The sequence below is a fragment of the Candidatus Puniceispirillum marinum IMCC1322 genome, from assembly GCF_000024465.1.
GTDB classification, from domain to species: domain Bacteria; phylum Pseudomonadota; class Alphaproteobacteria; order Puniceispirillales; family Puniceispirillaceae; genus Puniceispirillum; species Puniceispirillum marinum.
This window is the reverse complement of the sequence record NC_014010.1, coordinates 739,965-764,128: the sequence shown is the minus strand read 5'-3', so window position 1 is coordinate 764,128 and position 24,164 is coordinate 739,965. Positions and strand designations below refer to the sequence as shown.

The window sequence follows — 24,164 nt, the reverse complement described above, 5'->3', positions numbered from 1 at the left end:
TGTAAATGCTACCAAGCTTACTATAGTTTATTAGGCATTAGTGTCTGATTAGCTTATAGTCGGCGTGAATTTTTGAAACGGAGCACAAATATTATGCCATGGAATAATCAAGGCAATGATGGCGGCGGACCTTGGGGACAAGGCGGCGGCACTGGTGGAAATAACGGCGGCGGCAGCGGCCCATGGGGTCAAGGTGGAAGTGGCGGCGGTAAACCCCCGCAAGACATTGATGAACTTGTCCAGCAAGGTCGTGACACTTTACGCCGTATTATCCCGGGGGGCGGCCAATCTTCTGGACGCTCGTTTATCCTTCTTCTTATCATTTTTGCTGGCATTTGGGCGGCTACTGGTTTTTACCGTGTTAATCCGCAACAGCAGGGCGTGGTTTTGCGCTTTGGTGAATGGGTGCGTACCACAGCGCCGGGCTTGCACTATCACATACCGTTTCCGGTTGAAACTGTTCTGACCCCCGAGGTCACACGTGATAATAGGATTGAGATTGGTTACCGCGATGTTGGTGGCAGTAGCTCTTCGCGTCGCGATATTGCTGATGAAAGTCAGATGATTACTGGCGATGAAAATATTGTCGATATTGATTTTGTGGTTTTCTGGCGCGTGTCAGATGCAGGCCAGTATTTGTTCAATCTTGCTGAACCCGATGAAACAATCAAGGTTGCTGCGGAAGCGGTGATGCGTGAAATCATTGGCCGTACGACAATCCAAACAGTCTTGACTGAAGGTCGTCAGGAAATTCAGGTACAAGCCCGCCAACAATTACAAGACTTGCTCGATGAATATAAGGCTGGTGTGCGTGTGCGTGATGTCCAGCTTTTGGCGGTTGATCCGCCTGCCGACGTTATTGACGCCTTTAACGAGGTGCAACGTGCACGGCAGGATCGTGACAAGCTCAAGAACCAAGCAGATGCATTCCGTAATGACATTGTCCCACGGGCACGAGGTGAAGCTGCCCAGCTTGTTGCAGAGGCACAAGCCTATGAAGCTGAAGTTGTAAACAGGGCAAAAGGTGATGCGTCACGTTTTGATCAGGTGTATAAAGCCTATTTACAGAACAAAGATGTAACCAAAGAGCGTATCTATATTGAAACGATCGAAAAAATTCTCAGCAATGTTGACAAGATAATCATTGACGAGAGTTCATCTGGTAACGGCGTCGTACCTTATCTGCCGCTAAACGAATTAAACAAAAAGTCAGGGGGCAACTAAAATGGCATCTCTACGTTTTATAAGCCTTGTCACCGTTGGTCTTTTGGGAATAGTAGCCTATGGGTCGCTATTCACCGTCAATCAAACCCAACAAGCCCTCGTCATTCAGTTTGGTGAGCCTAAGCGCACCATTCAGGAACCAGGCCTTGCTTTCAAACTTCCGTTCATTCAGGACGTGGTCTATTATGAAAAGCGTGTATTGAGTTTGATCCCACAGGATGCTGAAGAAGTCATTCTCTCGGATCAGAAGCGTTTGCAGGTAGATGCTTATGCGCGCTACAAGATTGAAGACCCTTTGTTGTTCTTCCAAACAGTTCGTAACGAACTAGGTGCGCGTGGTCGTCTTGAAGCAATCATTGACTCATCTGTTCGTCGGGCTCTTGGACGTGAAACCTTGGGATCGATCCTGACAGGCCAAAGAAATGACATCACCCGCTCTATTGGTGATGAAGTGAACGAGTCTGTATCATCGCTTGGCATTAAGATCATCGATGTGCGGTTACGCCGTGCTGATTACCCGGAAGCCACAAGTCAGAACATCTTTAACCGGATGAAGTCTGAGCGTGAACGGGAAGCCAAGGAATTCCGTGCAACAGGTGAAGAAGAAGCGCAGAAGATCCGTGCTGATGCTGAAAAAACCCGTACGGTGATCATTTCCGAAGCCAAACGTGAAGCGCAGGAAACACGCGGTGCTGGCGATAGTAAAGCAATTCGCATTTATGCTGATAGCTTTGGCCAGGATGCTGAGTTCTTTGCTTTCTATCGCTCGATGGAAGCCTATGACAAGTCTATGACCGATAGCGGTACATCAATGGTCATATCACCTAACAGCAGCTTTTTCCGGTTCTTCAAGAACAAAGATGGCATGACTGGTTTGTCAGCAAACTAGGGGCTTCTTAACATCATGTTGCCATTTTTTGGTCATCATATGTGCCTAGTTTAACGGTTAAAGCCTTTATATGTGGGTTAATCCTGATTGGATGGGGATGTCAGTATGATGTCCCCATCAATCGATGGGGGATTTATTAAGGAGATATCAAGAATGTTAGTCAATTTGATGCGGTTGTTGGCACATGTAAGTGCCAACCATATCAAACCTGGTGTAGCGGTGTTTGTGGTTATTTTTATGTCTATCAGCTTTGCTGGTGGAATTGCAGGTGCCAGTGAACGACCAGACAGTTTTGCAGATCAGGTTGAACGTTTGTCCCCAGCGGTGGTCAATATTTCGACCACGACCATTGTTAATGATGGTCAGCGCATGGAAATGCCTCAATTTCCGCCAGGATCACCCTTTGAAGAATTTTTCAAGAATTTTGGTGATAATAATCGTCAAAGACGTGCCCAGTCATTAGGGTCAGGCTTCATCATTGATGATGCAGGTATCGTTGTTACCAACCATCATGTTATCGAAAATGCCGAAGAGATTAGGGTCATTTTAGCCGATGAAACCAGCTTTACGGCAAAAGTACTAGGTCAGGACAAGAAGACCGATATTGCAGTCTTGAAAATCGATCCTGGCGATACAGAGCTTGTATCAGTCAAATTCGGTGACTCGGATGCTTTGCGTGTTGGTGATTGGGTGTTGGCAATTGGTAATCCGTTTGGTCTTGGTGGTACCGTGACAGCTGGTATTGTCTCGGCGCGTGGTCGTGATATTGGCAATGGTCCGTATGATGATTTCATTCAGACCGATGCTTCGATCAACCGTGGAAATTCTGGTGGCCCACTTTTCAATGTTGAAGGTGAAGTGATTGGTATCAATACGGCTATTTTTTCACAATCGGGTGGATCGGTCGGTATCGGCTTTGCTATCTCGTCGAATTTGGCAAGCCGGGTTGCTGACCAGCTTACCGAATTTGGAAAGACACGTCGCGGTTGGCTAGGTGTATTCATTCAAGAAGTGACGACAGATATTGCTGAATCTTTGGGGCTTGACGAAGCTGTAGGTGCCTTGGTGTCAACAGTGAATGAAAACAGCCCTGCCTTTGTTGCGGGTGTTGAGCCTGGTGATGTGATTTTAAAATTTGACGGCAAGGCTATTGAGCGTATGCGTGATCTACCACGTATTGTTGCTGAAACTGATATAGGCTCAAAAGTTAAGGTTGAACTTTTCCGCCAAGGCAAGAAAATGACAGTCACGGTCGAACTGGGCGAGCTTGAAAAAGCCGAGCTTGTTGGGCTTGTTGACAGTGACTCAAGCTCTGAACCGGGAAATAAACAGAGCTTTGGAAGTCTTGGCATGTCAGTTCAGGATATCGATGCTAAACTTGCCGAAGAACTGGGAATTGATCCTGAATTGACCGGCGTTGCTGTTGTTGAGGTGCTACCCGGAAGTCCGGCCGCAGATAAGGGGCTTGCCCCCGGTGATATCATTCGGCGTTATGGTCAACGTCGTGTTGAAAACGCGCTTGGTTTGGCCAAAGATATCAAGGCGGCAGAAAATGGTGGCAAGTCAGGCATCCTCATTCTGGTTGAGCGTGATGGCCGAGAACGTTTTGTCCAGATTGGTTTTGCTGAAAAGACAGAATAATCTGTTACAAAAAAAGAATAAAAGGGCGCTATTGTGGCGCCCTTTTTAATTTTGTGTTTTAAGATATTTATCTTGGCTTCAAGAAACAAATTCGCTGTCACGATAGCCTTGCAAATATAATAATCCGGTTAGGTCAGTATGGTTGAGTTGCAAGTCTATATGTTGACGAAGTAACGGTTTGCCCTGAAACGCCACGCCAAAGTTGGCGGCTTTTAACATTGCAAGATCATTGGCGCCATCACCGATTGTGGCGGCATCAGCCATAGTCAGGTCATGGGTCGTGCAATATTGTGCAAGATAGGTTGCCTTTGCATCACGATCTAATATGGGCTTTCTGACCGTACCCTCAATCAGGCCAGACGATATATTCATATGGTTGGCGTGACTATCATGAAACCCGCACATATCAGCGATATATGATGTGGCAAAGTCAAATCCTCCAGATACAAGATAGCAAAAGGCACCATTAGCGCGCATGGTTTTAACTAGCGCAACAGCACCAGCGGTGAGTGTCATCTCATCAAGCAGTTGCTCAAAAAGCGAGGCTGGTTTGCCAGTTAGCATCGCGACACGGGCATCGATGGCGTCTTCAAAATCTATCTTGCCGGCCATTGATTGTGCGGTGATATGTGCGATTTCGTCACCAAGCCCGGCAAGCCTTGCCAAATCATCCAGAGATTCCGAACTGATGATCGTGCTATCCATATCGGCAATCAATAGACGTTTGCGCCGATTTTCAGTAGGAACAATATTTACATCGATGCACAGGTCATCTGCAATTGTCCGAAGTTTGCCGATATCGAATGCTTTATCATTTGCCACAGTTATTTCGGCAGCATAACCCCTGGCTAGCCATGATGCCTCGCTAGAGATATTAATGTCTCGCGCTGTGGCCAGCAGGGGCGCAATCCAGTCGGCGGCGCGTGCTGGTGTGGTCGTCGCCTTGCTGCTAGAGAAAATAAGGACACTATTCATGACAAACCTTTGTTTGGGTCAGTGTTTTTCATTTATCACCAAGATATGCTGGGATGTATCACGACACTGCAAAATATGCCATAAGGTGCTGGGGTAAAATTTATGATTAAGCATTATATTATGATTGCAGGGCCAACCGCTTCGGGTAAGTCCAAGCTCGCTATCGAGATGGCGCGTCGAACAGATGGTGTCATTATAAATGCAGACTCCATGCAACTTTACAAAGATCTTGCGGTTGTGACAGCGCGCCCATCTGATGCAGACATGGCGCAGGCACCGCATCGGCTTTATGGCGTCCTTGATGGCCATGTAAGAGCCTCAGTGGCGATGTGGCTGGACATGGCCGCTACCGAAATGAGAGGCGCATGGGAAGCTGGAAAAACACCAATTATCATCGGTGGAACCGGCATGTATCTCAATGCTGGCCTATACGGCTTGGCGTCAATTCCCGATGTGCCTCGTAACATTCATGACAATGCCGTCACGCTTCATGCCGAAATAGGGGGGGCTGGATTCCGTCAGGCATTGGCAGCGCTAGACCCCGTAACTGCTGAGCGCCTATATGATGGGGATACGCAACGGCTTATTCGCGCCATGGGGGTTGTTCAGGCCACAGGCCGTCCGATCAGTGCATGGCAGCAAGACCCACATGAGGGGGCGTTTGAGGGGGTGGCCACAACCATTAAGTTGTTACCGGCGCGAGATATTCTTTACCAGCGGATAAATACACGTTTTGATATGATGATTGAGGCAGGGGCGCTTGATGAGGTCCAAAAGCTGGTAGCGCGGAACCTTGATCCGGGTTTGCCAGTGATGAAAGCGCTGGGGGTTCGGCAATTGTCGGCATATCTGGCCGGAGATGTGGCTAAAGCCGATGCTGTTCGTCAGGCGCAACAGGATAGTCGGCATTATGCAAAACGTCAGATGACCTGGCTTAGAAATAATTTTAATGCGAAATTTGAGGTAAATGAGAAATATTCGGAAAGTTTTTTTGAGAATATCTTTAACAATCTTCGCGAAAATAGGTTGACCTAGCGTTAAAAAGCTGGCACCTATCATTAAACAAAGAGCTGAATCACATTGGATTTCTTGAAGAAAAATAAAAGACTACAAAAACAAGTTGTCTAAATTACGATTCTGCGTCGATAAAGTAGGTTAAATTTACGTCACGCTGCCTGAAATGGCAGCTTTGTTTGTTTGATAGATATCACTAAAGGAAAAAATAATGGCTAAGTCATCCCCTGGGAATAGCCCTAAATCTACCGAAGCCCCTACACAAGCTATGGCTGGTGCTGAAATTTTGCTCAAGACGCTCGAAGATGAGGGGGTTGAAGTCATCTTTGGCTATCCGGGCGGGGCGGTTCTGCCTATTTATGATGCTTTGTTTAAAAACAATAAAATACGCCACATACTTGTGCGCCACGAGCAGGCCGCTGTGCATGCGGCTGAAGGTTATGCACGTTCAACTGGTAAAGTAGGCGTTGTGTTGGTGACATCTGGCCCGGGAGCGACAAATGCCGTTACCGGTTTGACCGATGCCTTGATGGACTCGGTGCCTGTCGTCTGTCTGACAGGGCAGGTGCCCACACATCTGATTGGTAATGATGCGTTTCAGGAAGCCGATACAACCGGTATCACGCGTGCTTGTACCAAGCATAATTACCTGGTCAAAGATGGCACTAAGCTACAGCATACTGTTATTGAAGCCTTTCATGTCGCCAGTACCGGGCGTCCAGGGCCAGTATTGATTGATCTGCCAAAAGACATTTTGATGGGCGAATATGGCTATCATGACACATCTGTAGATGATGCTGTTGTTTCGAAGGCGCGTGGACGTTATGCGGTTACCACCCGTCCGGACAATGACGTAATCAAACAGGCAGTGGCGATGCTTAAGCGCGCGCGGCGCCCGATTATCTATGGTGGCGGTGGTATCGTCAATTCAGGTCCGAAAGCGTCAAAACTATTGCATGAACTTGTGCATATGACGGGCTGGCCAACGACATTGACTTTGATGGGACTTGGCGCGTTACCAGCATCTGATCCCCATTTTCTGGGCATGCTAGGCATGCATGGCACCTATGAAGCCAATCTGGCAATGCATGATTGCGATATTATGTTGAATGTCGGTGCACGTTTTGACGATCGCGTCACAGGTCGTATTTCTGGCTTTGCACCAAATTCGGAAAAAATCCATATTGATATCGACTCATCATCAATCAACAAGAATGTTGCTGTTGATTTGGCTGTTATTGGCGATGCGACGGTGGTCTTGGAAATGTTGATCGCCGAGATGAAGGCGCAGTCATTCAAACCACACGCTGACTCGCTTGCGTCTTGGTGGAAGCAGATCAAAGGGTGGCAAGCACGTAAATGCCTTGGGTTCGATCAATCAGGCGATATTATCAAGCCTCAGCATGCGATCAAGCGTCTTTGTGAAATGACACGAGAGCATGATGTATATGTCACTACCGAGGTTGGCCAGCATCAAATGTGGGCAGCGCAATATTTCGACTTTGAAGCACCTAACCGGTGGATGACATCGGGTGGTCTAGGCACCATGGGTTATGGATTGCCATCAGCCATGGGGGTGCAGGTAGCACATCCCGACGCGCTGGTGATCGATATTGCGGGTGAAGCGTCCTTCATGATGAATATGCAGGAACTATCTACGCTGGCGCAATATAATCTGCCTGTGAAGATGTTCATCATCAATAATGAATGGATGGGTATGGTCCGGCAATGGCAGGAACTTATTCACGGTGGCCGTTATTCGGAATCCTACAGTGAATCATTACCTGATTTTGTCAAGCTGGCGGATACCTTTGGCATGACAGGGCTTGTTGCGCAATCAGCGAATGAGCTTGATGATGTCATAACACAAATGCTTGCGGTTGATGGGCCGGTTATTGCCGACATTCGGGTAACGAAAGATGAAAATTGTTTCCCGATGATCCCATCAGGTGCGGCACATAACGAAATGTTGCTTGGTCCAGCTGATCAGGCTGAAAAGCCGATTTCTGAAGAAGGCATGGTGTTGGTCTAAACAGCAAACTAGACCGTATCCTAAGGAGTTAAGCATGAAGATGACTGACGTGGTTGAACGCCACATAATTTCTGTACTAGTTGATAATGAACCTGGCGTGTTGGCACGTGTTATTGGGCTATTTTCGGGACGAGGCTACAATATCGAAAGCTTGACCGTGTCCGAGGTGGATGTAGAGTTTTCTATTTCGCGGATTTCCATCGTTACCAGCGGCACGCCAATGATCATTGAGCAGATAAAGGCGCAGTTATCGCGCCTTGTGCCAATCCATGATGTTTGCGATCTTACCGAAACGACAGCCTTTATCGAACGTGAACTTGCATTGGTGAAAATCATCAATAAAGGTGATGAACGAATAGAGGCTTTGCGAATTGCTGACACTTTCCGTGCAAGAACACTAGACAGCACACTAGATAGTTTTGTATTTGAAGTGACAGGAAATTCATCCAAGGTTGGCGCTTTCATTGATTTGATGCGCTCGCTAGGTGAAGTCGAGATCGCGCGAACAGGTGTATCGGCTATTTCTAGGGGTAATCTGGTCGATCTTTCGGCTCGATAGTTTAATATTTAAACAAGTCACCATCATTACATGGTGCAAGCAAGCATAGACTTGCTTTTACGTTTTTGAACCAGGAGAAATTTATCAATGCGTGTCTATTATGATCGTGATGCCGATGTAGGGCTTATCAAAAAGAAAAAGGTCGTTATCGTAGGCTATGGAAGCCAGGGCCATGCCCATGCTGCCAATCTGAAAGATAGTGGCGTTGCGGAAGTGGCAGTAGCGCTTCGTCCTGATTCGGCTACGCGGGCAAAAGCCAGCGAAGCTGGTTTCAAGGTTATGGATGTGCCAGAAGCTGCGGCATGGGCAGATGTCGTTATGATGCTGACTCCTGACGAATTGCAGGCGGATATCTATTCAGACGAAATTGCTGAAAATATCCGTCCGGGTGCTGCGATTGCATTTGCGCATGGCTTGAATGTGCATTTCAATCTGATCGAGCCTCGCGGCGACATTGATGTGATGATGATCGCGCCAAAAGGCCCTGGCCATACTGTGCGCTCGGAATATGCCAAAGGCGGCGGTGTTCCATGTCTGTTGGCTGTTGATCAGGATGCATCAGGTAACGCACATGCTATTGGCCTGTCATATGCTTCTGCTGTCGGCGGTGGTCGTTCAGGCATTATCGAGACAACTTTTCAGGAAGAGTGCGAAACTGATCTGTTCGGCGAACAGGTTGTCTTGTGTGGCGGCTTGTGCGAACTAATCAAAGCGGGCTTTGAAACGCTGGTCGAAGCTGGCTATGCCCCAGAAATGGCCTATTTTGAGTGTTTGCATGAAGTGAAACTGATTGTTGATCTGATTTATGAGGGCGGTATCGCAAACATGAATTACTCAATCTCAAATACGGCTGAATATGGTGAATATGTCACGGGTCCACGTATTGTAACCGAAGAAACCAAGGCCGAGATGAAACGTGTGCTTGAGGACATTCAGTCAGGGCGCTTTACACGTGACTGGATGCTTGAAAACCGTGTCCGTCAGACCAGCTTTAAAGCCACGCGCCGTCGCAATGCAGAACACCCAATTGAGGAAGTTGGCGCGCGTTTACGTGGAATGATGCCATGGATTGGTGCAAACCGTCTTGTTGATAAGGCAAAGAACTAGATTTCGCCGCATTTATCATCTACATCTATAAACAAATGGTGACAAAGGACGTTTGTTCTTTGTCACATTGGCGTAAAGTTACTCATTGTGAGTAACTGTAATTCTGGAGACACCGAATGATTGGCTCGCTACTTGGATTGTTCTCAGCAGATATTGGTATCGATCTGGGTACTGCTAATACACTTGTTTATGTCAAGGGCCGAGGCGTAGTTCTGGATGAACCATCCGTTGTCGCCATGGCCGAAATGAGAGGCAAAACTCAGGTCTTAGCGGTCGGTGAAGAAGCAAAAGTGATGCTTGGTAAAACACCTGGTAACATTCGTGCGATCAGGCCTATGGCTGATGGCGTGATTGCTGATTTTGAAGTTGCCGAGGAAATGATTAAGCACTTTATCCGCAAGGTAAATGGCCGCTTATCCTTTGCAAGTCCGCAGGTGATTATCTGTGTTCCATCTGGCTCGACAGCTGTTGAACGCCGCGCCATTCAGGAGTCAGCCGAGGCCGCAGGTGCGCGCCGTGTGTTTCTGATCGAAGAGCCAATGGCGGCAGCTATTGGCGCTGCTTTGCCGGTGACCGAGCCATCTGGCTCTATGGTTGTTGACATTGGTGGTGGCACAACAGAGGTGGCTATTCTGTCACTTGGAAATATCGTTTTTGCTCATTCGGTGCGCGTCGGTGGTGACAAAATTGACGAAGCAATTATTGCTTATATGCGCCGCACGCATAATTTGCTGATCGGTGAGGCAAGTGCCGAGCGTATCAAGAAAACTATTGGTATTGCCCGCAAGCCGGAAAAAAGCAGTGGTACCAAGATCGAGGTGCGTGGACGTGACCTTGTCAATGGTGTGCCAAAGGAAATTACCATTACCGAAGCCCAAGTTGCCGAAGCTATTTCAGATCCTGTTCGCCAGATTGTTGATGGCGTTAAAATGGCACTTGAACAGGCGCCGCCAGAACTTGCTGCCGACATTGTCGAAAAAGGCATTGTCATGACAGGTGGTGGTGCGTTGTTACGCGATATTGATGGCGTGCTTCGCGATGCAACCGGCCTTCCAATTTCGATTGCCGAAAATCCGCTTAGCTGTGTGGCTCTTGGAACCGGGCGTTGCCTTGAGGAACTCAAAACTTTGCGGAATGTTTTGATCGGCGCTTAGGGTAGGCAGGGCTATGCGAGCGTCTGATAAACATAGAGTCAGACAAAGGCGTGTAGCGCATGGTCTGCTAATGGTGATTAGCTTTTCGCTGATGTTTGTTGGCAAGGCCGACATTCTCGCTTGGCGCAATGCCCAGATGGGTGCGAATGATTTTCTGGCACCAGCCATTGATTTCATTTCTATTCCCGTTCGCGGTGTTGAAACGATGGTCGAAGGTATTCGGACGGTGGCTTCTTTGCGGGCTGAAAATGTTCGGCTTGTAGCTGAAAATGATTTGCTGAAACGCTGGCAAAGACGTGCTGAAATTCTTGAAAGTGAAAATCGTCAATTACGGAGTGTTACTGGCGCTCTTGCGCCTCAGGGACGCGTTCCGCTGACGGCACGCGCCGTAACAGCACCTGGGGGCAGTTTTGCCCATACAGTGCTTATTTCGAATGGTGTTGATAAAGGCGTCCAGCCAGGCAACCCCGTGGTCACAGCTGATGGGTTGGTGGGTATGGTTGTGGATGTGGGGGCATCCCACTCGCGTGTTTTGTTGATCAGTGATATTAACGCGCGGATTCCGGTTATTCTGGCATCGTCATCTTGGCCAGGTTTGACCATGGGTAAGAATGGCACCTATCTCGAATTGGCCTTTTTGCCTGAAGAAGCAACACCAGCGGTTGGTGAATTGGTGCTTACGTCCGGTCATGGCGGTGTTTTACCGGCAGGTTTGCCTGTTGGCCGGGTCGATCTTGCCGAGAAGGGTTTTGTGCGCATAAAGCCAGCTGTTGATTTCCGGCATTTGAGTTTTGTGACAATTCTGTTGGGTGGGCTCGAAGGGGTGGATACGGACAATCTGCAGTTGGAAGAGTTCTATACACCTTTGCCAATCGATGAAAGTACACGCTTACTTGAAGGTCTAAATGCTTCAGGGGCCCGGCAATAATGAAGAAAACCGGACAGTATTTCGAAAAGGCAATGGAACATTCAGAAGTGTCTGGACAGTTTCTGATTGGTTTTGTTGGTGTGATATTGGTGCTGTTTGAAGGCACATTGGCAAGTTGGCCAGTATTCTATGGCGCGGTGCCGTTATTATCGCTGATTTTTGTCTATTGGATGACCCTGTATCACAGTAAATTGATGCCGTTCATAACCATTTTTATCATGGGTTTGCTTTCTGATATTCTGTTTTCTGATCTCATAGGTGGTCGTGCAACATCCTATATGCTATTGGCATTATTCATGAATTTGCGTGTGACTGACCCTCAGGATGATGAGTTTTTAAAAGTATGGGTTAATTTTGTGGTCGCCGTAATGACGGTGATGCTGTTCCAGTTAATATTCTTTTCGGTAATCAATTTTTCTATTCCTTCGTTGTCACCAATGATGTTCCAGATTGGCGTGACATTAATTCTGTTTCCGATTGCGTATGTTTTTCTTTTCGCCATTTCAAACTTGCTTGAGCGAATAAAGGTGTTCGCATGAATAGGGCTAAGGAAAGAGATTTCCGCCGTAATGTATCGAGGCGCGGTGCCATATTGGGTATTGGACAGCTATTGCTGACAGGGTTTCTTGGTGGCCGACTCTATCAACTTCAAGTTACACAAAATCGGCGCTATCAACGCCTTTCTGATAAAAACCAGTTTGACCTTCGTGTTGTGGCACCTCCGCGAGGTCGTATTTATGATAATAAAATGCGTCTGATTGCTGGTAATGCTGAATCGTTCCAATTGCGGATGACGCCGATGCATGTCAAAGATATGGCAGGTACATTACAGTCTCTTTCCAAGGTTATTGACCTGCCTGAAGCTATACAGACTGACATTTTAACAAAAGCAAAGAAAGGGCCATCTTTCCGTGAGCTTATCGTCAGGCGTAACCTGACACAACGCGAATTGGCACGGCTAGCCATTCGCAGTGCCTATCTCCCCGGCGTTTCCTTTGAAAAGTCATTGCGCCGCATTTATCCGCAGGGCGCATTAACCTGTCATGTCACTGGTTATGTATCCCCGATTAGCAGTGATGAAATCGAACAGGATAGTAGCTTGCGCCAGATGCCTGATTTATCAACGGGAAAAATTGGTGTTGAATATGCGCAAGAGCCAAATCTGCGTGGCATGCCGGGCTATGAAAGAATCGAGGTCAATGCAAGAGGTCGTCCAATTCGTGTGTTACGCGATACCGACCCCCGTGCTGGTGCCGACCTTCAGCTATCTATTGATATTGGCGTTCAGCTTCATGCCAGTAAGGTATTGCGCAAGGGGCGCTCAGATGTCGTATCCTTTGCCGAAAAGGACGTGCAAGCGGGTTTAGCGTCTAATCCAGAGCTGGTTGCGCATATTACCAGTGGTGATGATTTGATCTTGCGCGACCCAAAGGGGCGTTTGACGCCGCCTGAGTCAGGTGCGGTGGTGGTTATGGACATTCATAATGGGAACATTGTGTCGCTTGTCTCAACCCCGATGTATGACCCGAATATGTTTACCGAAAAGCTGCTGACCCGTGATTGGCGGCGATTGAATAATCACCCGCGCCGCCCCCTGTTGAATCGCTCGACATCTGGAATGTATGCCCCCGGTTCAACCTTCAAGATGGTGGTTGGTCTTGCCGCCTTGGAAGCGGGCATAATCTCGGAAAAATCATCTTTCTTTTGTAAAGGGGATATGGAACTTGGCAATGCAACCTTCCATTGCTGGCGTAAAGGTGGGCATGGCCGCATGAACCTCACGTCGGCGCTGGAACAATCCTGCGATGTTTATTTTTATGAAGTGGCGCTTAAGACAGGCATTAAACGTATTCGGAATATGGCGCTTCGTCTTGGGCTTGGTAATGTTACTGGTGTTGATATCCCTGGCGAAAAATCTGGTATTATTCCTAGCCATGAATGGAAATTGGCAACGCATGGCAAAGTATGGACGCCTGGCGAAACAGTCGTGGCAGCGATTGGACAGGGCTATGTGCTGGCAACGCCATTGCAGCTTGCTGTCATGACTGCCCGTATTGCCAATGGTAAGTTTGCAGTTAACCCATCACTGGTGATGCATGACCCGAATAATCCACCCGTTTTTGAGCCGCTTGATATACCCGAGTCAGCTTTGGCGATCATTCGCAAAGGTATGTTTGCGGTAACTGGTGGGCCGATGGGCACAGCGCGCAATTACGCCCTATCCCAAAAATATGGTGGTATGTCAGGTAAAACGGGCACGGTGCAAGTTAAGCGGATTACCAAACAGCAGCGTGAAGATGGCATCACCAAGAATATCGACCGACCCTGGAAAGAACGTGACCATGCCTTATTTGTGGCATATGCACCCATAAATGCGCCTAAATATGCGATTTCGGTAGTTGTTGAACATGGTGGCAGTGGTTCATCAATGGCGGCGCCAATAGCCCGCGATATAATGGCGAAAACCATTACCGAGCTTGGCGTATGATGGCCGTTGGCAAAGTTTTAGTGCGCATTCCGTGGCACATCATTTTTCTTGCCGGCATTCTGGTCGTGGTAGGATCATTAGCGCTATATTCGGCATCTGAAGGATCGTGGGTACCATGGGCAGGGCGTCACGCCATGCGTGCGGGTGCTGGTCTGGCCATTGTCATCGTTTTTGCCTTTATCGATTTCAAATATATACGTGCGATTGTGTATCCGCTGTTTCTGGCGACAATCATTGTTTTGATTCTACTTTTATTCATTGGAACAGGCAGTGGTGTTTCACGCTGGATCACCGTTGGAGGCTTTACCTTTCAGCCATCAGAGCCTGCAAAGATTGCAGTTATATTGGTGCTGGCACGTTACTTTGATGAACAGCCAGCTGATAAATTTCAATCGATCCTGACCTATTTGCCTACCTTGGTGCTTGTTGGTGTGCCCTTTTTGCTGGTGCTGAAACAGCCAGATCTTGGCACTGCGCTTATGCTTTTTCTGGGCGCTGTTGCTGTTATTTTTGTCGCGGGCATACCGTGGCGCTATGTCACGATTGCTTTCATTTCAGGCTGTGCGGCCATTCCTGTTTTATGGATGAATTTACATGCCTATCAAAAAGCGCGGGTGATGACGTTTTTGAATCCCGAAGCCGATATGCTTGGGACGGGTTATCAGATCACGCAATCCAAAATTGCATTGGGATCAGGTGGCATGTTTGGTAAGGGGTTTTTGCTAGGCAGCCAGACGCATCTGAATTATCTGCCGGAAAAACAGACCGATTTTGTATTTACCATGATTGGTGAGGAATTTGGTCTGGTGGGTAATTTGTTTATCATGCTGATCTATATGCTGATTATTGCGGCTATTTTGCATATCAGCTATCGCGTGGCCTCGCGATTTGCCCAGCTGACCTGTGTCGGTATTGCGGTGATGCTGTTTCTTTATATGTTCGTCAATGTAGCTATGGTTACCGGCTTATTGCCAGTAGTCGGGGCGCCGCTGCCGCTGATTTCATATGGTGGCACCGCTATGCTCACGGTGTTTGCGGGCATTGGCATTGTGGCAAGTGCCAACGTGCATGATCGGATCGAATAACAAAACGCATAACTAATTTAGCTTAATCTAGTTTAACGTATAGAATTATGACAACATCCAAATAGCATTTGTGACTGGGTGATGCACGGAAAGGAATAAGATGTTTGAGTCGTTTTTCCCAAGGCCAAAATTATTTTTTACGAGTTTGCTAATTTGGGCGTCTATTGTTGTTTTGTTTTGGTTTACATTAGGGACTGACGTTGGTGAGTTTCTCGGGTTTGAATTTGCTGAAGAAGGCGCACCCCCCGTCATAGGCATGGGCTTTTTCGTTACCCCTAATTTTTTATGGTTCTATCTGTATTTTATTATGGCAACGATACCATTCTGGTTGTTCTGGCAGACACTATCGCCCAACAAGTGGCATAGATGGTCAATTTTGGGATCCGCCCTTATTTTGTTTAGCACCTATTACGGTGTTCAGGTGTCTGTTGCGATCAATCACTGGCGGCGTCCATTTGGTGACACGCTTCAGAATGCATTGATGGGTGAGGGCAATGTTACCATGGGTGATTTTTATGGGCTTATGGGCACATTTGCCGAAATAGCCTTTATTGCCGTAGCCATTTTCACATTCACCCGCTTTTTTGTGAGTCACTATGTGTTTCGTTGGCGGACAGCGATGAACGAATATTATACCGCACAATGGGAACGTGTTCGGCATGTCGAAGGCGCATCACAACGTATTCAGGAAGATACGCAACGGTTTGCCAGTATTGTCGAGGGCCTTGGTGTCTCAATCGTAGATTCGATTATGACGCTATTTGCCTTCTTGCCTATTTTGTTCGAGTTGTCCGTGCATGTCACCGAACTTCCCATTGTTGGTGAGATCCCAGCACCATTAATGACCGCGGTGATTTTCTGGTCGCTTTTCGGAACATTTCTATTAGCCGTGGTCGGCATTAAACTGCCTGGTCTTTATTTTAAAAACCAGCGGGTCGAAGCGGCGTTCAGAAAAGAACTTGTGCTTGGTGAAGATGATGCAAACCGGGCAGAGCCTATCACACTTGAAGAATTATTCCTGAATGTGCGGCGCAACTACTTCAAGCTTTATTTTCACTATCTGTATTTCAACGTCACACGGTCTTTATATCTACAGGCAGATAATCTGTTCGCCTATTTCATTCTGGTGCCAACAATTGTGGCTGCTAAAATCACTTATGGTATTTTACAACAGATTTTAACAGCCTTTGGCCAGGTCGCATCATCATTCCAATTCCTGGTCAATTCATGGCCTACCATCGTTGAACTATTATCAATTCATAAGCGTCTTGCGTCTTTTGAAGCTGCTATGGCTGATATGCCATTGCCAAAAATCGATCAAGACTATCTTGATGCACAAGGAAAAATTCAGGAGTAAACGAAGTGGTATCTTTAGCGTTCGATAATAGCGCTACTTGAATGGGTGCCAAGGGTGGGGGTGATAATAACCTCACCCCCGCGGGCATTTACTATATCTGCCCCAACAACGTCTGACGCTTTGTAATCACCGCCTTTTATAATCACATCAGGTTGCAATGTGCTGACAAGATTATAGGGCGTATCTTCTTCAAATACGGCGACCCCATCAATAAATGGAAGCGATGCTAGTACATTGGCGCGGCTGTCACTGCTTTGTAAGGGGCGGTTATTGCCCTTTAGGCGTTTTACCGAAAGATCGCTGTTTAAGCCTACAATCAGGCGATCACAATGCGCGGCAGCCTGTTGCAACAGGTAAATATGTCCTGGGTGCAATAAATCAAAGCATCCATTGGTAAAACCGACTTTGGCACCGCTTTTACGCCATTGTTGACACTGATCCGCCCAATAAGGCCAGTCAGTAGCTATCTTTGTAGTTGGCAGTTGGGCTAGAATTTCACCTGGGCTGACGATAGCGGTGCCTGACTTGGCTACCGCGACGCCAGCGGCAAGATTGGCTATATCGACAGCAAGCGGATGCGCGATATTTTGCGCAACACAGGCCGCCACTGTGGCAACCACAGTATCGCCCGCACCCGAAACATCGAATACGTCTCTGGCTGTTGCCGCGCCAAGGATGGTTGTGCCACCAGCCACGGTCAAAACCATGCCACGGGCGCTTAAAGTTGCCAGAATGCCGCCTAGCTCATGTTTGACGATAAGGTCATGCGCTACATTTGTTATATCATCTATCGCGTCAAGTGCTTCATAACTGGCAGCGCGTAATTCGGACAGATTAGGCGTCAGAATATCAACGCCTCTATAAGCTGAAAAATCAGCCAGTTTTGGATCAGCTATGGTTTTTATATCTGCCTGTTTGCACAAAGTGACAATCTTCTGAATGACGGCTGGTGTCAGGCAGCCCTTTGCATAATCCGATATAATCACAGCATCGACGGCTGGCGTCGATTTCAGGCAGGTTTCAATCTGTGAAAGAATAGCATCTGTCACATCAGGCATTAGCGGAGATGTATCCTCATCATCAACCCGTAAAATCTGCTGGCCAGCTGCCCGATAGCGCGTTTTCAATGTCGTTGGGCGGCCAGCAACAATATGAGGTGCAAATGTAATCGCTGGATTCTTGCCAAGTTCAGCAGCTAGAATTTGTCCAGCGTCATCATCGCCAATAGCACCGATCAGTGTGGTTTTCGCACCAAGAAAGGCTAAATTACAGGCAACATTGGCACTGCCACCTGGCATCTGTTTGACAGCTGATTTTTCAAGAATAGGAACAGGGGCTTCAGGCGAAATGCGGCTGACATGGCCATCTATAAACCGATCTAGCATAACATCACCCACAACCAGAATATGGCTGTTCTGGATGGTGCAAAATGCTTCTGAAATGGTTGCTAGATCAGCTGTCATCCATTCATTTCCTGTCCTGTGGTCTTTGTTTTCTGGCGCGATTTAGCCTATTTTTTTTGGTTGTTATTCTTTTGTTTCTTATCTTGGGCTCGTGCACGAAATGACGTGGCTGCATTATCGATATTTTTTTGTTTGCCGCGGGCAATGGCGATGGCGTCATCGGAAACGTCTGATGTGATAGTGCTACCGGCACCCACTATTGCGTTGGCCCCGATACGCACTGGCGCGACAAGAGCCGAATTTGAGCCTATGAAGGCACCATCTCCAATGAGAGTTTTGAATTTGTTGGTACCGTCATAATTGCAGGTAATTGTGCCTGCGCCAATATTTGCCTGTTCACCTATCATCGCATCACCAAGATATGTCAAATGGTTGGCCTTGGCACCCGCCGCAAGGTTGGTGTTTTTGGTTTCAACAAAATTTCCGATTTTAACGCCATCTCCAGCAATTGTTCCCGGACGCAGTCTTGCGTAGGGGCCAATGATACAGCATGGTCCCAAGCTAGCCCCTTCAAGATGGGAAAATGATTTGATTATACTGCCTTCACCAATATGTGTGCCGGTGCCGATCACAACATGAGGCTCAATAATAACATCGCGTTCGATGATCGCATCTGCGGACAAAAACACAGTCTCTGGCGCGCGCATGGTTACACCCTGATCCAAAGCGGCACTGCGCAGACGTGATTGGATAATGCCTTCAACCTTGGCAAGGTCAGCGCGGTTGTTAACGCCAGTGATTTCGGCTTCATCAGTTTTGCAGGTGACCACCTTATGGTCGCGCGCATTCGCAATGTGAACAATATCGGTCAGATAGATTTCACCACTGGCATTGTCGTCTGACACCGCGTCAAGAAGATCGAATAGTAGCGGGCATGCAACCGCCATAACGCCCCCATTGACGAAATCTATCTGCCGTTCGGCATCATTGGCATCTTTATGCTCTATAATGGCGTTTAGCTGTCCATTTTCGGCGCATATAAATCGTCCATAACCTGTCGGGTCAGCCGCATGAAAGCCAAGCACGGCTAGGTCGGCACCATCTTTGATACATTGGGTGAGCTGGCTTAAGGTGGCGGCTGTGATTAATGGCGTATCGCCAAACATGACCAGCGCGACACCTAAAAAACCAGCCAATTTGTCTTTGGCGGCCAATACAGCATGGCCAGTCCCACGTGCGTTTTCCTGTATGGCGAATTCTATGTCGCCAAGCCAACTTTGCGTGGTTTCGGAATGTGGTGGTAAAACAGTTACGATACGCGATGCCCCAACCGCCTGCGCCGCATTTAGTGACCAGGCAAGCATCGGCATTCCGCCAACCTCATGAAGTGGTTTTGGCAAAGCAGACTTCATCCGCGTGCCTTGGCCGGCAGCCAGAATAATTGCGACAACGTTCATGACACTGTTATAGAATGAAACACGCTAAATTCCAAACAAATGCCAGTAACTGTGTCATGTTTTAATAAACGGGCAGCCTAGGTCGAAAAACTGCTGTTGCGAGGGTGGCATGCCTTTCATTTGCCTTAAAATGTCTTTATCAACAATGCAGGGATTAACTTTGGCATAATCATGCCTTGGCATAAATATGAAGAGGTGTGACGATGTGTGGAATTGTTGGCGCGATTGGATCGCAAACATGTAGTCCTCTTTTGCTTGATGCGCTTAAAAGGCTTGAATATCGTGGCTATGACAGTTCGGGCATTGTTACGCTTGATGGATCGCGCTTTGACCTTCGTCGTGCTGTTGGAAAGCTGGTTAATCTTGATGCGGTGCTGACGCAAAGCCCATTAGCCGGAACCGTGGGGATTGGCCATACGCGCTGGGCAACGCATGGCGGTGTGTCCGAGATGAATGCGCATCCGCATGTCGCATCTGATCGGGTGGCGATTGTCCATAATGGCATTATCGAAAATTATCGGCCAATCCGCGCCCGTCTGATAGAACAAGGTCATAAATTTTCTAGTGATACTGATAGTGAGGTTCTGGCGCATTTATTTGTCGAAGCTTTTGATGCAGGTCTTAATCCAGATCAGGCTATGCAAAAGGTTCTGGCAGAAATTGACGGGGCTTATGCCTTTGCTGCCATTGTCGAAGATTTCCCCGATGTTATCATGGTTGCGCGAAACGCATCACCACTGGCCATAGGTCTTGGTGAAGATGGTTCTTATATAGGCTCTGACGCCACGGCGCTTGCGCATCTGACGCGCAAGGTGATCTATCTTAAAGATCATGACTATGCGCTTGTCCGTGCTGATGGCGTTGATATATTTCTCTCTGATGGCACCCCTGCCAACCGTGAAACTATAATTGTAGCGGCTAGCCTCGGTATGATTGACAAAGGTGGTTATCGTCATTTCATGGAAAAGGAAATCCATGAACAACCAGATGCGATTTTGAATTCATTGGCAGGCATGACTGGTGAGGATGGCCGCATTTCGGCCAACATGTCGCGTGAAGAATTACAGGCCATTGATGGCATCGTCATGCTTGCCGCAGGCACCAGCCATTATGCGTCGCAGGTTGCGCGCTACTGGATTGAAGGGCTTGCAAGAACCCCAGTGGCTTGTGAAATTGCATCCGAATATCATTACCGAAACCCGGTAACCACGGGCATTACCACAGCTATTGCCATTTCCCAGTCAGGCGAAAGTCTTGATACATTAAAAGCCATGCGCCATGCCGCAACATGTGGTCTATCCACCATTGGTCTGGTTAATGTCGATGGCAGTACCATTGCACGCGAGGCAGACGCCATATTACCAACACATGCGGGGCCTGAAATCGGCGTTGCCAGCACCAAAGCCTTTACCGCGCAGCTCACTGTGCTGATCAGTTTTGCGGTTGCGCTGGCCGAGGCTAAAGGCCATATCGATGCCGCGCGTGCTGATGCTATTCATGATCAGCTACAGGCACTGCCGGGTCTGGTAGGCAAAAGCTTGAAGCTGTTTGACGACTTACGTCCCATTGCCCATCAGTTGAAACATGCGCGCTCGACGATTTATCTGGGGCGGGGTCATCTATTTCCAATAGCCATGGAAGGCGCGTTGAAACTCAAGGAACTCAGCTATATCCATGCCGAGGGCTTTGCATCAGGCGAGATGAAGCATGGGCCGATTGCGCTGATTGAAGATGATTTACCGGTTGTGGCATTGCTCGCGGCGGATGAATTGATGGAAAAAGCTGCCAGCAACCTCAAGGAAGCAAGTGCCAGAGGTGGCCGTATCATTCTGATCGCTGATGAGCGTGCTGTAAATGACATTGATTTTGAAGCTGATATCATCACGGTGCCCGCGGTTGATCCGATAATTGCGCCGATTCTTTTGACCATTCCTGTGCAGATTCTGGCCTATCTGACAGCATTGGATAAAGGCACCGATGTTGACCAGCCACGCAACCTCGCAAAATCGGTAACCGTGGAGTAGTTTCGAACGGACGCACTTTGTTAAAGGTTATTAATGTCTCACTGTAACTTTTAGATCATCTCACCTCTGGTATTCACATTATTCTGATTACCAAGAGTCACCACATGATCTAATCAAAAGCATAAATTAAAAATTGAAAACTTAAGAATGTATGTCTTGAATAATTATCCGGTTGGACAAAGTTAATGAATATCAGATTTGCTCAAGAAACAGATTTAGACTCAATCCAGAAGGTTATTGAAACTGCATTTTCTGATGAAGAAAACAAAGTCATCATGAACCTAGTCGCTGAACTTGCAAAAGAAACCACAATTCCATCTATAAAGTCATTGATTGCTGAAAAAGACAATCAGGTGATTGGTTATGTGTCCTATAGTCCAATATTTTTGAAATCTGACTCTACTATCTCTGGGTATATTCTTGCCCCACTTGCTGTGTCTCCAGAACATCAGAAACAAGGTGTGGGTTCAAATCTCATCAACAGTGGAATAGATATGCTCACCAAAGATGGCGTTAGTGTTCTGGTCGTTTATGGTGATCCCGAATATTATGGACGGTTTGGATTGAAGGAAGAAGTTGGTCGTTCATTTATGCCACCATATCCACTGGAATATCCCTTTGGATGGTTGGGAATGACACTTAAGGATACGGCTATTCCCGATACGCCAATCAAGTTTGAGTGTGTTGCGGCACTATCAAAGCCAGATATGTGGTAATAGTCAGCGTTTAATGACTATATCGATAATCACAGAGGGTGAAGGTCAACTCTCTTATCCATTTTAATGGCCTTAACCTAATGCAAAAGCAACAGCGCAACTTGAATACAACCGTTACCGTGGAATAAGTCAAAGTCAGGTCACAATACATGCCAGCATTACAGGATTTGCCAGACGAACAGGATGACAAAAACCCATTCAGAGATATGGGGTTTATAACATTCTGGGTGGTTTCAACGATCTTTTATCTGACGTTTCCATTGTCGCTTTTGCTGTGCTATCTGACGCTGGGGTCGGTGCGGACGAAACAATTACTTCTGGCACTTGTGAATGACTTTCTGCAGACAATAATGATATTGATTGTTGTTCTGGTCTTGGTGATCTGGCTGGCCTATCATTATATTGCCCCGCTTTTTGGTGGCTAATGTCTGGCCATTATTATGATGACAGGTTCACCTATTCATCAGCTTTCAATGGGTCTTCGCCATATTGGTTGCGACCTTCATTGCCTTCGGTCACAAGAAACAGGATCATCAAAAGCCAGCCAAGTATGGGGATGAAATACAGTAATTGTATCCAGCCTGTTTTATTGCTGTCATGAAGTCGTCGTGTGGTGACAGCGAAAAAGGGTATCGCCAGACCTATCGTCATGAGCATTTTGATCCAGCCAGCCCACCCCCATCCGGGATGAATATCCCAATGCGCTTCAAACCGGCCTGAACCATTATCATAAAAATGGCCTTTGACATGATATCGATGCATGTCATCCACGCCGTAATATAGTAGATCCACAAACATGCCAACCGTTGTTACGATCACGATCATACTGAGCACAAAAAGCCAATATTCTGCCCGCCGGGCACGGCCCGTGAATGTTGCATATTTGTAAAAGGGCGTTTTTATAAGATGCCATGCCAAAGCCCCGTTTTGCTCCTTTAAAACCATTTTTCTGCCCAGTCTGTTCATCCCTGAAAGTAGCCTATTAACGGTAATGACATTGGCCCCTATCTTTCGGTGCGGGGGCATAGTCATATTCAAGATAAATTTTAGAGCAATAGAGTTAAGAAAACGTTTACTGATATGCGGTTTTGCTATTTTTCAGCGCAATTTTGAATTTGATTACCATATGCGTGCCCGTTCGACTTGACCCCTTTTGTTAGTTGGTGGTTACTGGAACAGCTATTGAGACAATACGAACAAAGGAGGCAACTATGAATGTTAGACCCGTAACCCAAGCTGACCGTAACGCGTGGGAGCATCTCTATCGCGGCTACGCTGATTATTACAAAGTTGAGACCAATGACGCCAAGCTCGATACCTTGTTTACTTGGCTTTGCGATGTGGATCATGTTTGCGAAGGCCTGGTTGCCGATAAATCAGGTCAGCTTATCGGGCTGGCACATTTTCGAGCCATGCCATCGCCTTTACGCGCCGCCAATGTTGGATTTCTGGATGATTTATTTGTGGATCCAGCCCAGCGCGGTAGCGGTGCGGCGAAAACATTGATACATGCGATTGACGCCATCGCCGGACAGCGTGGGTGGGATGTCGTGCGGTGGATCACGCGTGATGACAACTATCGTGCCCGTGCTTTATATGATAAATTATCGACACGGAGTAATTGGCTGGTTTATGAGATGACGGCTGAAACTACAGGGCGTTAGCATGATCATTAGTGCATTTGGGGTTGCTGATACAGATGCTGTTATCAAGCTATGGCAGGTGTGTGATCTCGTCCGTGCGTGGAATGATCCACAAAAAGACATTGATCGTAAAATGACTGACCGCAATGGCGCGTTCTGGGTTGGGCGCGTTGGTGGTGATATTATGGCGTCAGTCATGATTGGCTATGATGGACATCGCGGCTCGATCAATTATCTGGCTATCGATCCGGCTTTCAAAGGGCAGGGATATGGTCGCCAGTTAATGCAGCAAGCCGAAACATTCTTGATTTCGATCGGTTGTCCCAAAATCAGCTTTTGCGTCCGGCGTGATAATGAACCTGTTGTGCAGTTTTATGATGCGCTTGGCTATAAGCCGGATGATGTTTTCTTCTTTGGAAAGCGACTTATCCCTGACGATTAACGACCAAGTTAGCACTGAAGCTCTAT

Annotated in this window: 22 protein-coding genes; 18 read left to right on the top strand and 4 right to left on the bottom strand. The window is 47.4% G+C overall.

Going from position 1 to position 24,164, the window contains the following annotated elements:
* Window positions 1-93 precede the first annotated feature (93 nt).
* The 3 genes from hflK to SAR116_RS03685 all read left to right on the top strand — a co-directional run bounded on the left by hflK (window position 94) and on the right by SAR116_RS03685 (window position 3,754).
* The gene (gene hflK / locus SAR116_RS03695) at window positions 94-1,224 is read left to right on the top strand and encodes an FtsH protease activity modulator HflK (RefSeq protein WP_013045590.1); all 1,131 of its coding nucleotides are present in this window, start codon (window positions 94-96) and stop codon (window positions 1,222-1,224) included.
* Between the two features lies 1 nt (window position 1,225).
* Window positions 1,226-2,113 (top strand): protease modulator HflC, encoded by an 888-nt coding sequence (gene hflC, locus SAR116_RS03690; RefSeq protein WP_013045589.1) that lies wholly within the window; start codon window positions 1,226-1,228, stop codon window positions 2,111-2,113.
* A 153-nt stretch (window positions 2,114-2,266) separates the two neighbouring features.
* Window positions 2,267-3,754, top strand: coding sequence for a DegQ family serine endoprotease (locus SAR116_RS03685; RefSeq protein WP_148212246.1), 1,488 nt, complete (start codon window positions 2,267-2,269; stop codon window positions 3,752-3,754).
* Between the two features lie 78 nt (window positions 3,755-3,832).
* Here the strand turns inward: SAR116_RS03685 and serB are convergent, their stop codons facing one another.
* The gene (serB, locus tag SAR116_RS03680; RefSeq protein WP_013045587.1) at window positions 3,833-4,729 is read right to left on the bottom strand and encodes a phosphoserine phosphatase SerB; all 897 of its coding nucleotides are present in this window, start codon (window positions 4,727-4,729) and stop codon (window positions 3,833-3,835) included.
* Between the two features lie 102 nt (window positions 4,730-4,831).
* On the opposite strand from serB, the gene miaA reads away from it, so the two are divergent.
* The 10 genes from miaA (at window position 4,832) to sbmA (ending at window position 16,453) form a co-directional block, all read left to right on the top strand.
* The gene (gene miaA / locus SAR116_RS03675) at window positions 4,832-5,764 is read left to right on the top strand and encodes a tRNA (adenosine(37)-N6)-dimethylallyltransferase MiaA (protein ID WP_013045586.1); all 933 of its coding nucleotides are present in this window, start codon (window positions 4,832-4,834) and stop codon (window positions 5,762-5,764) included.
* Between the two features lie 190 nt (window positions 5,765-5,954).
* Window positions 5,955-7,775 carry an acetolactate synthase 3 large subunit gene (locus SAR116_RS03670; RefSeq protein ID WP_013045585.1) on the top strand — a complete coding sequence of 607 codons (1,821 nt, stop codon included), beginning with the start codon at window positions 5,955-5,957 and terminating at the stop codon, window positions 7,773-7,775.
* Between the two features lie 34 nt (window positions 7,776-7,809).
* A complete protein-coding gene (ilvN, locus tag SAR116_RS03665; protein ID WP_013045584.1) occupies window positions 7,810-8,334 on the top strand; it encodes an acetolactate synthase small subunit in 525 nt (174 codons plus the stop codon).
* Between the two features lie 87 nt (window positions 8,335-8,421).
* Entirely contained in the window at window positions 8,422-9,441 is a 1,020-nt protein-coding gene (ilvC, locus tag SAR116_RS03660; protein WP_013045583.1) for a ketol-acid reductoisomerase, read from the top strand.
* Window positions 9,442-9,557: 116 nt separating this feature from the next.
* On the top strand, window positions 9,558-10,595 hold the full coding sequence (locus SAR116_RS03655; protein WP_013045582.1) for a rod shape-determining protein: 1,038 nt from the start codon (window positions 9,558-9,560) through the stop codon (window positions 10,593-10,595).
* Between the two features lie 13 nt (window positions 10,596-10,608).
* Entirely contained in the window at window positions 10,609-11,523 is a 915-nt protein-coding gene (gene mreC, locus SAR116_RS03650; RefSeq protein ID WP_013045581.1) for a rod shape-determining protein MreC, read from the top strand.
* Window positions 11,523-12,062: a rod shape-determining protein MreD gene (gene mreD, locus SAR116_RS03645; protein WP_013045580.1), complete on the top strand. Its 540-nt coding sequence runs from the start codon at window positions 11,523-11,525 to the stop codon at window positions 12,060-12,062. The genes mreC and mreD overlap by 1 nt, the downstream gene beginning before the upstream one ends.
* Complete coding sequence (mrdA, locus tag SAR116_RS03640; protein WP_013045579.1) at window positions 12,059-14,011, top strand: penicillin-binding protein 2; 1,953 nt, start codon at window positions 12,059-12,061, stop codon at window positions 14,009-14,011. The genes mreD and mrdA overlap by 4 nt, the downstream gene beginning before the upstream one ends.
* Complete coding sequence (rodA, locus tag SAR116_RS03635) at window positions 14,008-15,096, top strand: rod shape-determining protein RodA (protein ID WP_013045578.1); 1,089 nt, start codon at window positions 14,008-14,010, stop codon at window positions 15,094-15,096. The genes mrdA and rodA overlap by 4 nt, the downstream gene beginning before the upstream one ends.
* Window positions 15,097-15,196: 100 nt before the next feature.
* Window positions 15,197-16,453, top strand: coding sequence for a peptide antibiotic transporter SbmA (sbmA, locus tag SAR116_RS03630; RefSeq protein ID WP_013045577.1), 1,257 nt, complete (start codon window positions 15,197-15,199; stop codon window positions 16,451-16,453).
* Window positions 16,454-16,467: 14 nt separating this feature from the next.
* Here sbmA and SAR116_RS03625 read toward each other — a convergent pair whose 3' ends face one another.
* Complete coding sequence (locus SAR116_RS03625; protein WP_013045576.1) at window positions 16,468-17,916, bottom strand: PfkB family carbohydrate kinase; 1,449 nt, start codon at window positions 17,914-17,916, stop codon at window positions 16,468-16,470.
* A gap of 47 nt (window positions 17,917-17,963) precedes the next feature.
* On the bottom strand, window positions 17,964-19,313 hold the full coding sequence (glmU, locus tag SAR116_RS03620) for a bifunctional UDP-N-acetylglucosamine diphosphorylase/glucosamine-1-phosphate N-acetyltransferase GlmU (RefSeq protein ID WP_013045575.1): 1,350 nt from the start codon (window positions 19,311-19,313) through the stop codon (window positions 17,964-17,966).
* A gap of 203 nt (window positions 19,314-19,516) precedes the next feature.
* On the opposite strand from glmU, the gene glmS reads away from it, so the two are divergent.
* The 3 genes from glmS (at window position 19,517) to SAR116_RS03605 (ending at window position 22,478) form a co-directional block, all read left to right on the top strand.
* Complete coding sequence (glmS, locus tag SAR116_RS03615; protein WP_013045574.1) at window positions 19,517-21,337, top strand: glutamine--fructose-6-phosphate transaminase (isomerizing); 1,821 nt, start codon at window positions 19,517-19,519, stop codon at window positions 21,335-21,337.
* 185 nt (window positions 21,338-21,522) lie between these two features.
* Window positions 21,523-22,053 (top strand): GNAT family N-acetyltransferase, encoded by a 531-nt coding sequence (locus SAR116_RS03610; RefSeq protein ID WP_013045573.1) that lies wholly within the window; start codon window positions 21,523-21,525, stop codon window positions 22,051-22,053.
* A gap of 149 nt (window positions 22,054-22,202) precedes the next feature.
* Window positions 22,203-22,478 carry a hypothetical protein gene (locus SAR116_RS03605; RefSeq protein WP_013045572.1) on the top strand — a complete coding sequence of 92 codons (276 nt, stop codon included), beginning with the start codon at window positions 22,203-22,205 and terminating at the stop codon, window positions 22,476-22,478.
* Between the two features lie 31 nt (window positions 22,479-22,509).
* Here SAR116_RS03605 and SAR116_RS03600 read toward each other — a convergent pair whose 3' ends face one another.
* Entirely contained in the window at window positions 22,510-22,998 is a 489-nt protein-coding gene (locus SAR116_RS03600) for a DUF805 domain-containing protein (protein ID WP_041860743.1), read from the bottom strand.
* 266 nt (window positions 22,999-23,264) lie between these two features.
* Here SAR116_RS03600 and SAR116_RS03595 point away from each other — a divergent pair, with 266 nt between their 5' ends.
* Together SAR116_RS03595 and SAR116_RS03590 are read left to right on the top strand one after the other, a co-directional pair.
* Window positions 23,265-23,717 (top strand): GNAT family N-acetyltransferase, encoded by a 453-nt coding sequence (locus SAR116_RS03595; RefSeq protein ID WP_013045570.1) that lies wholly within the window; start codon window positions 23,265-23,267, stop codon window positions 23,715-23,717.
* Window position 23,718: 1 nt separating this feature from the next.
* Complete coding sequence (locus tag SAR116_RS03590) at window positions 23,719-24,138, top strand: GNAT family acetyltransferase (RefSeq protein ID WP_013045569.1); 420 nt, start codon at window positions 23,719-23,721, stop codon at window positions 24,136-24,138.
* The last annotated feature ends 26 nt before the right edge of the window (window positions 24,139-24,164 follow it).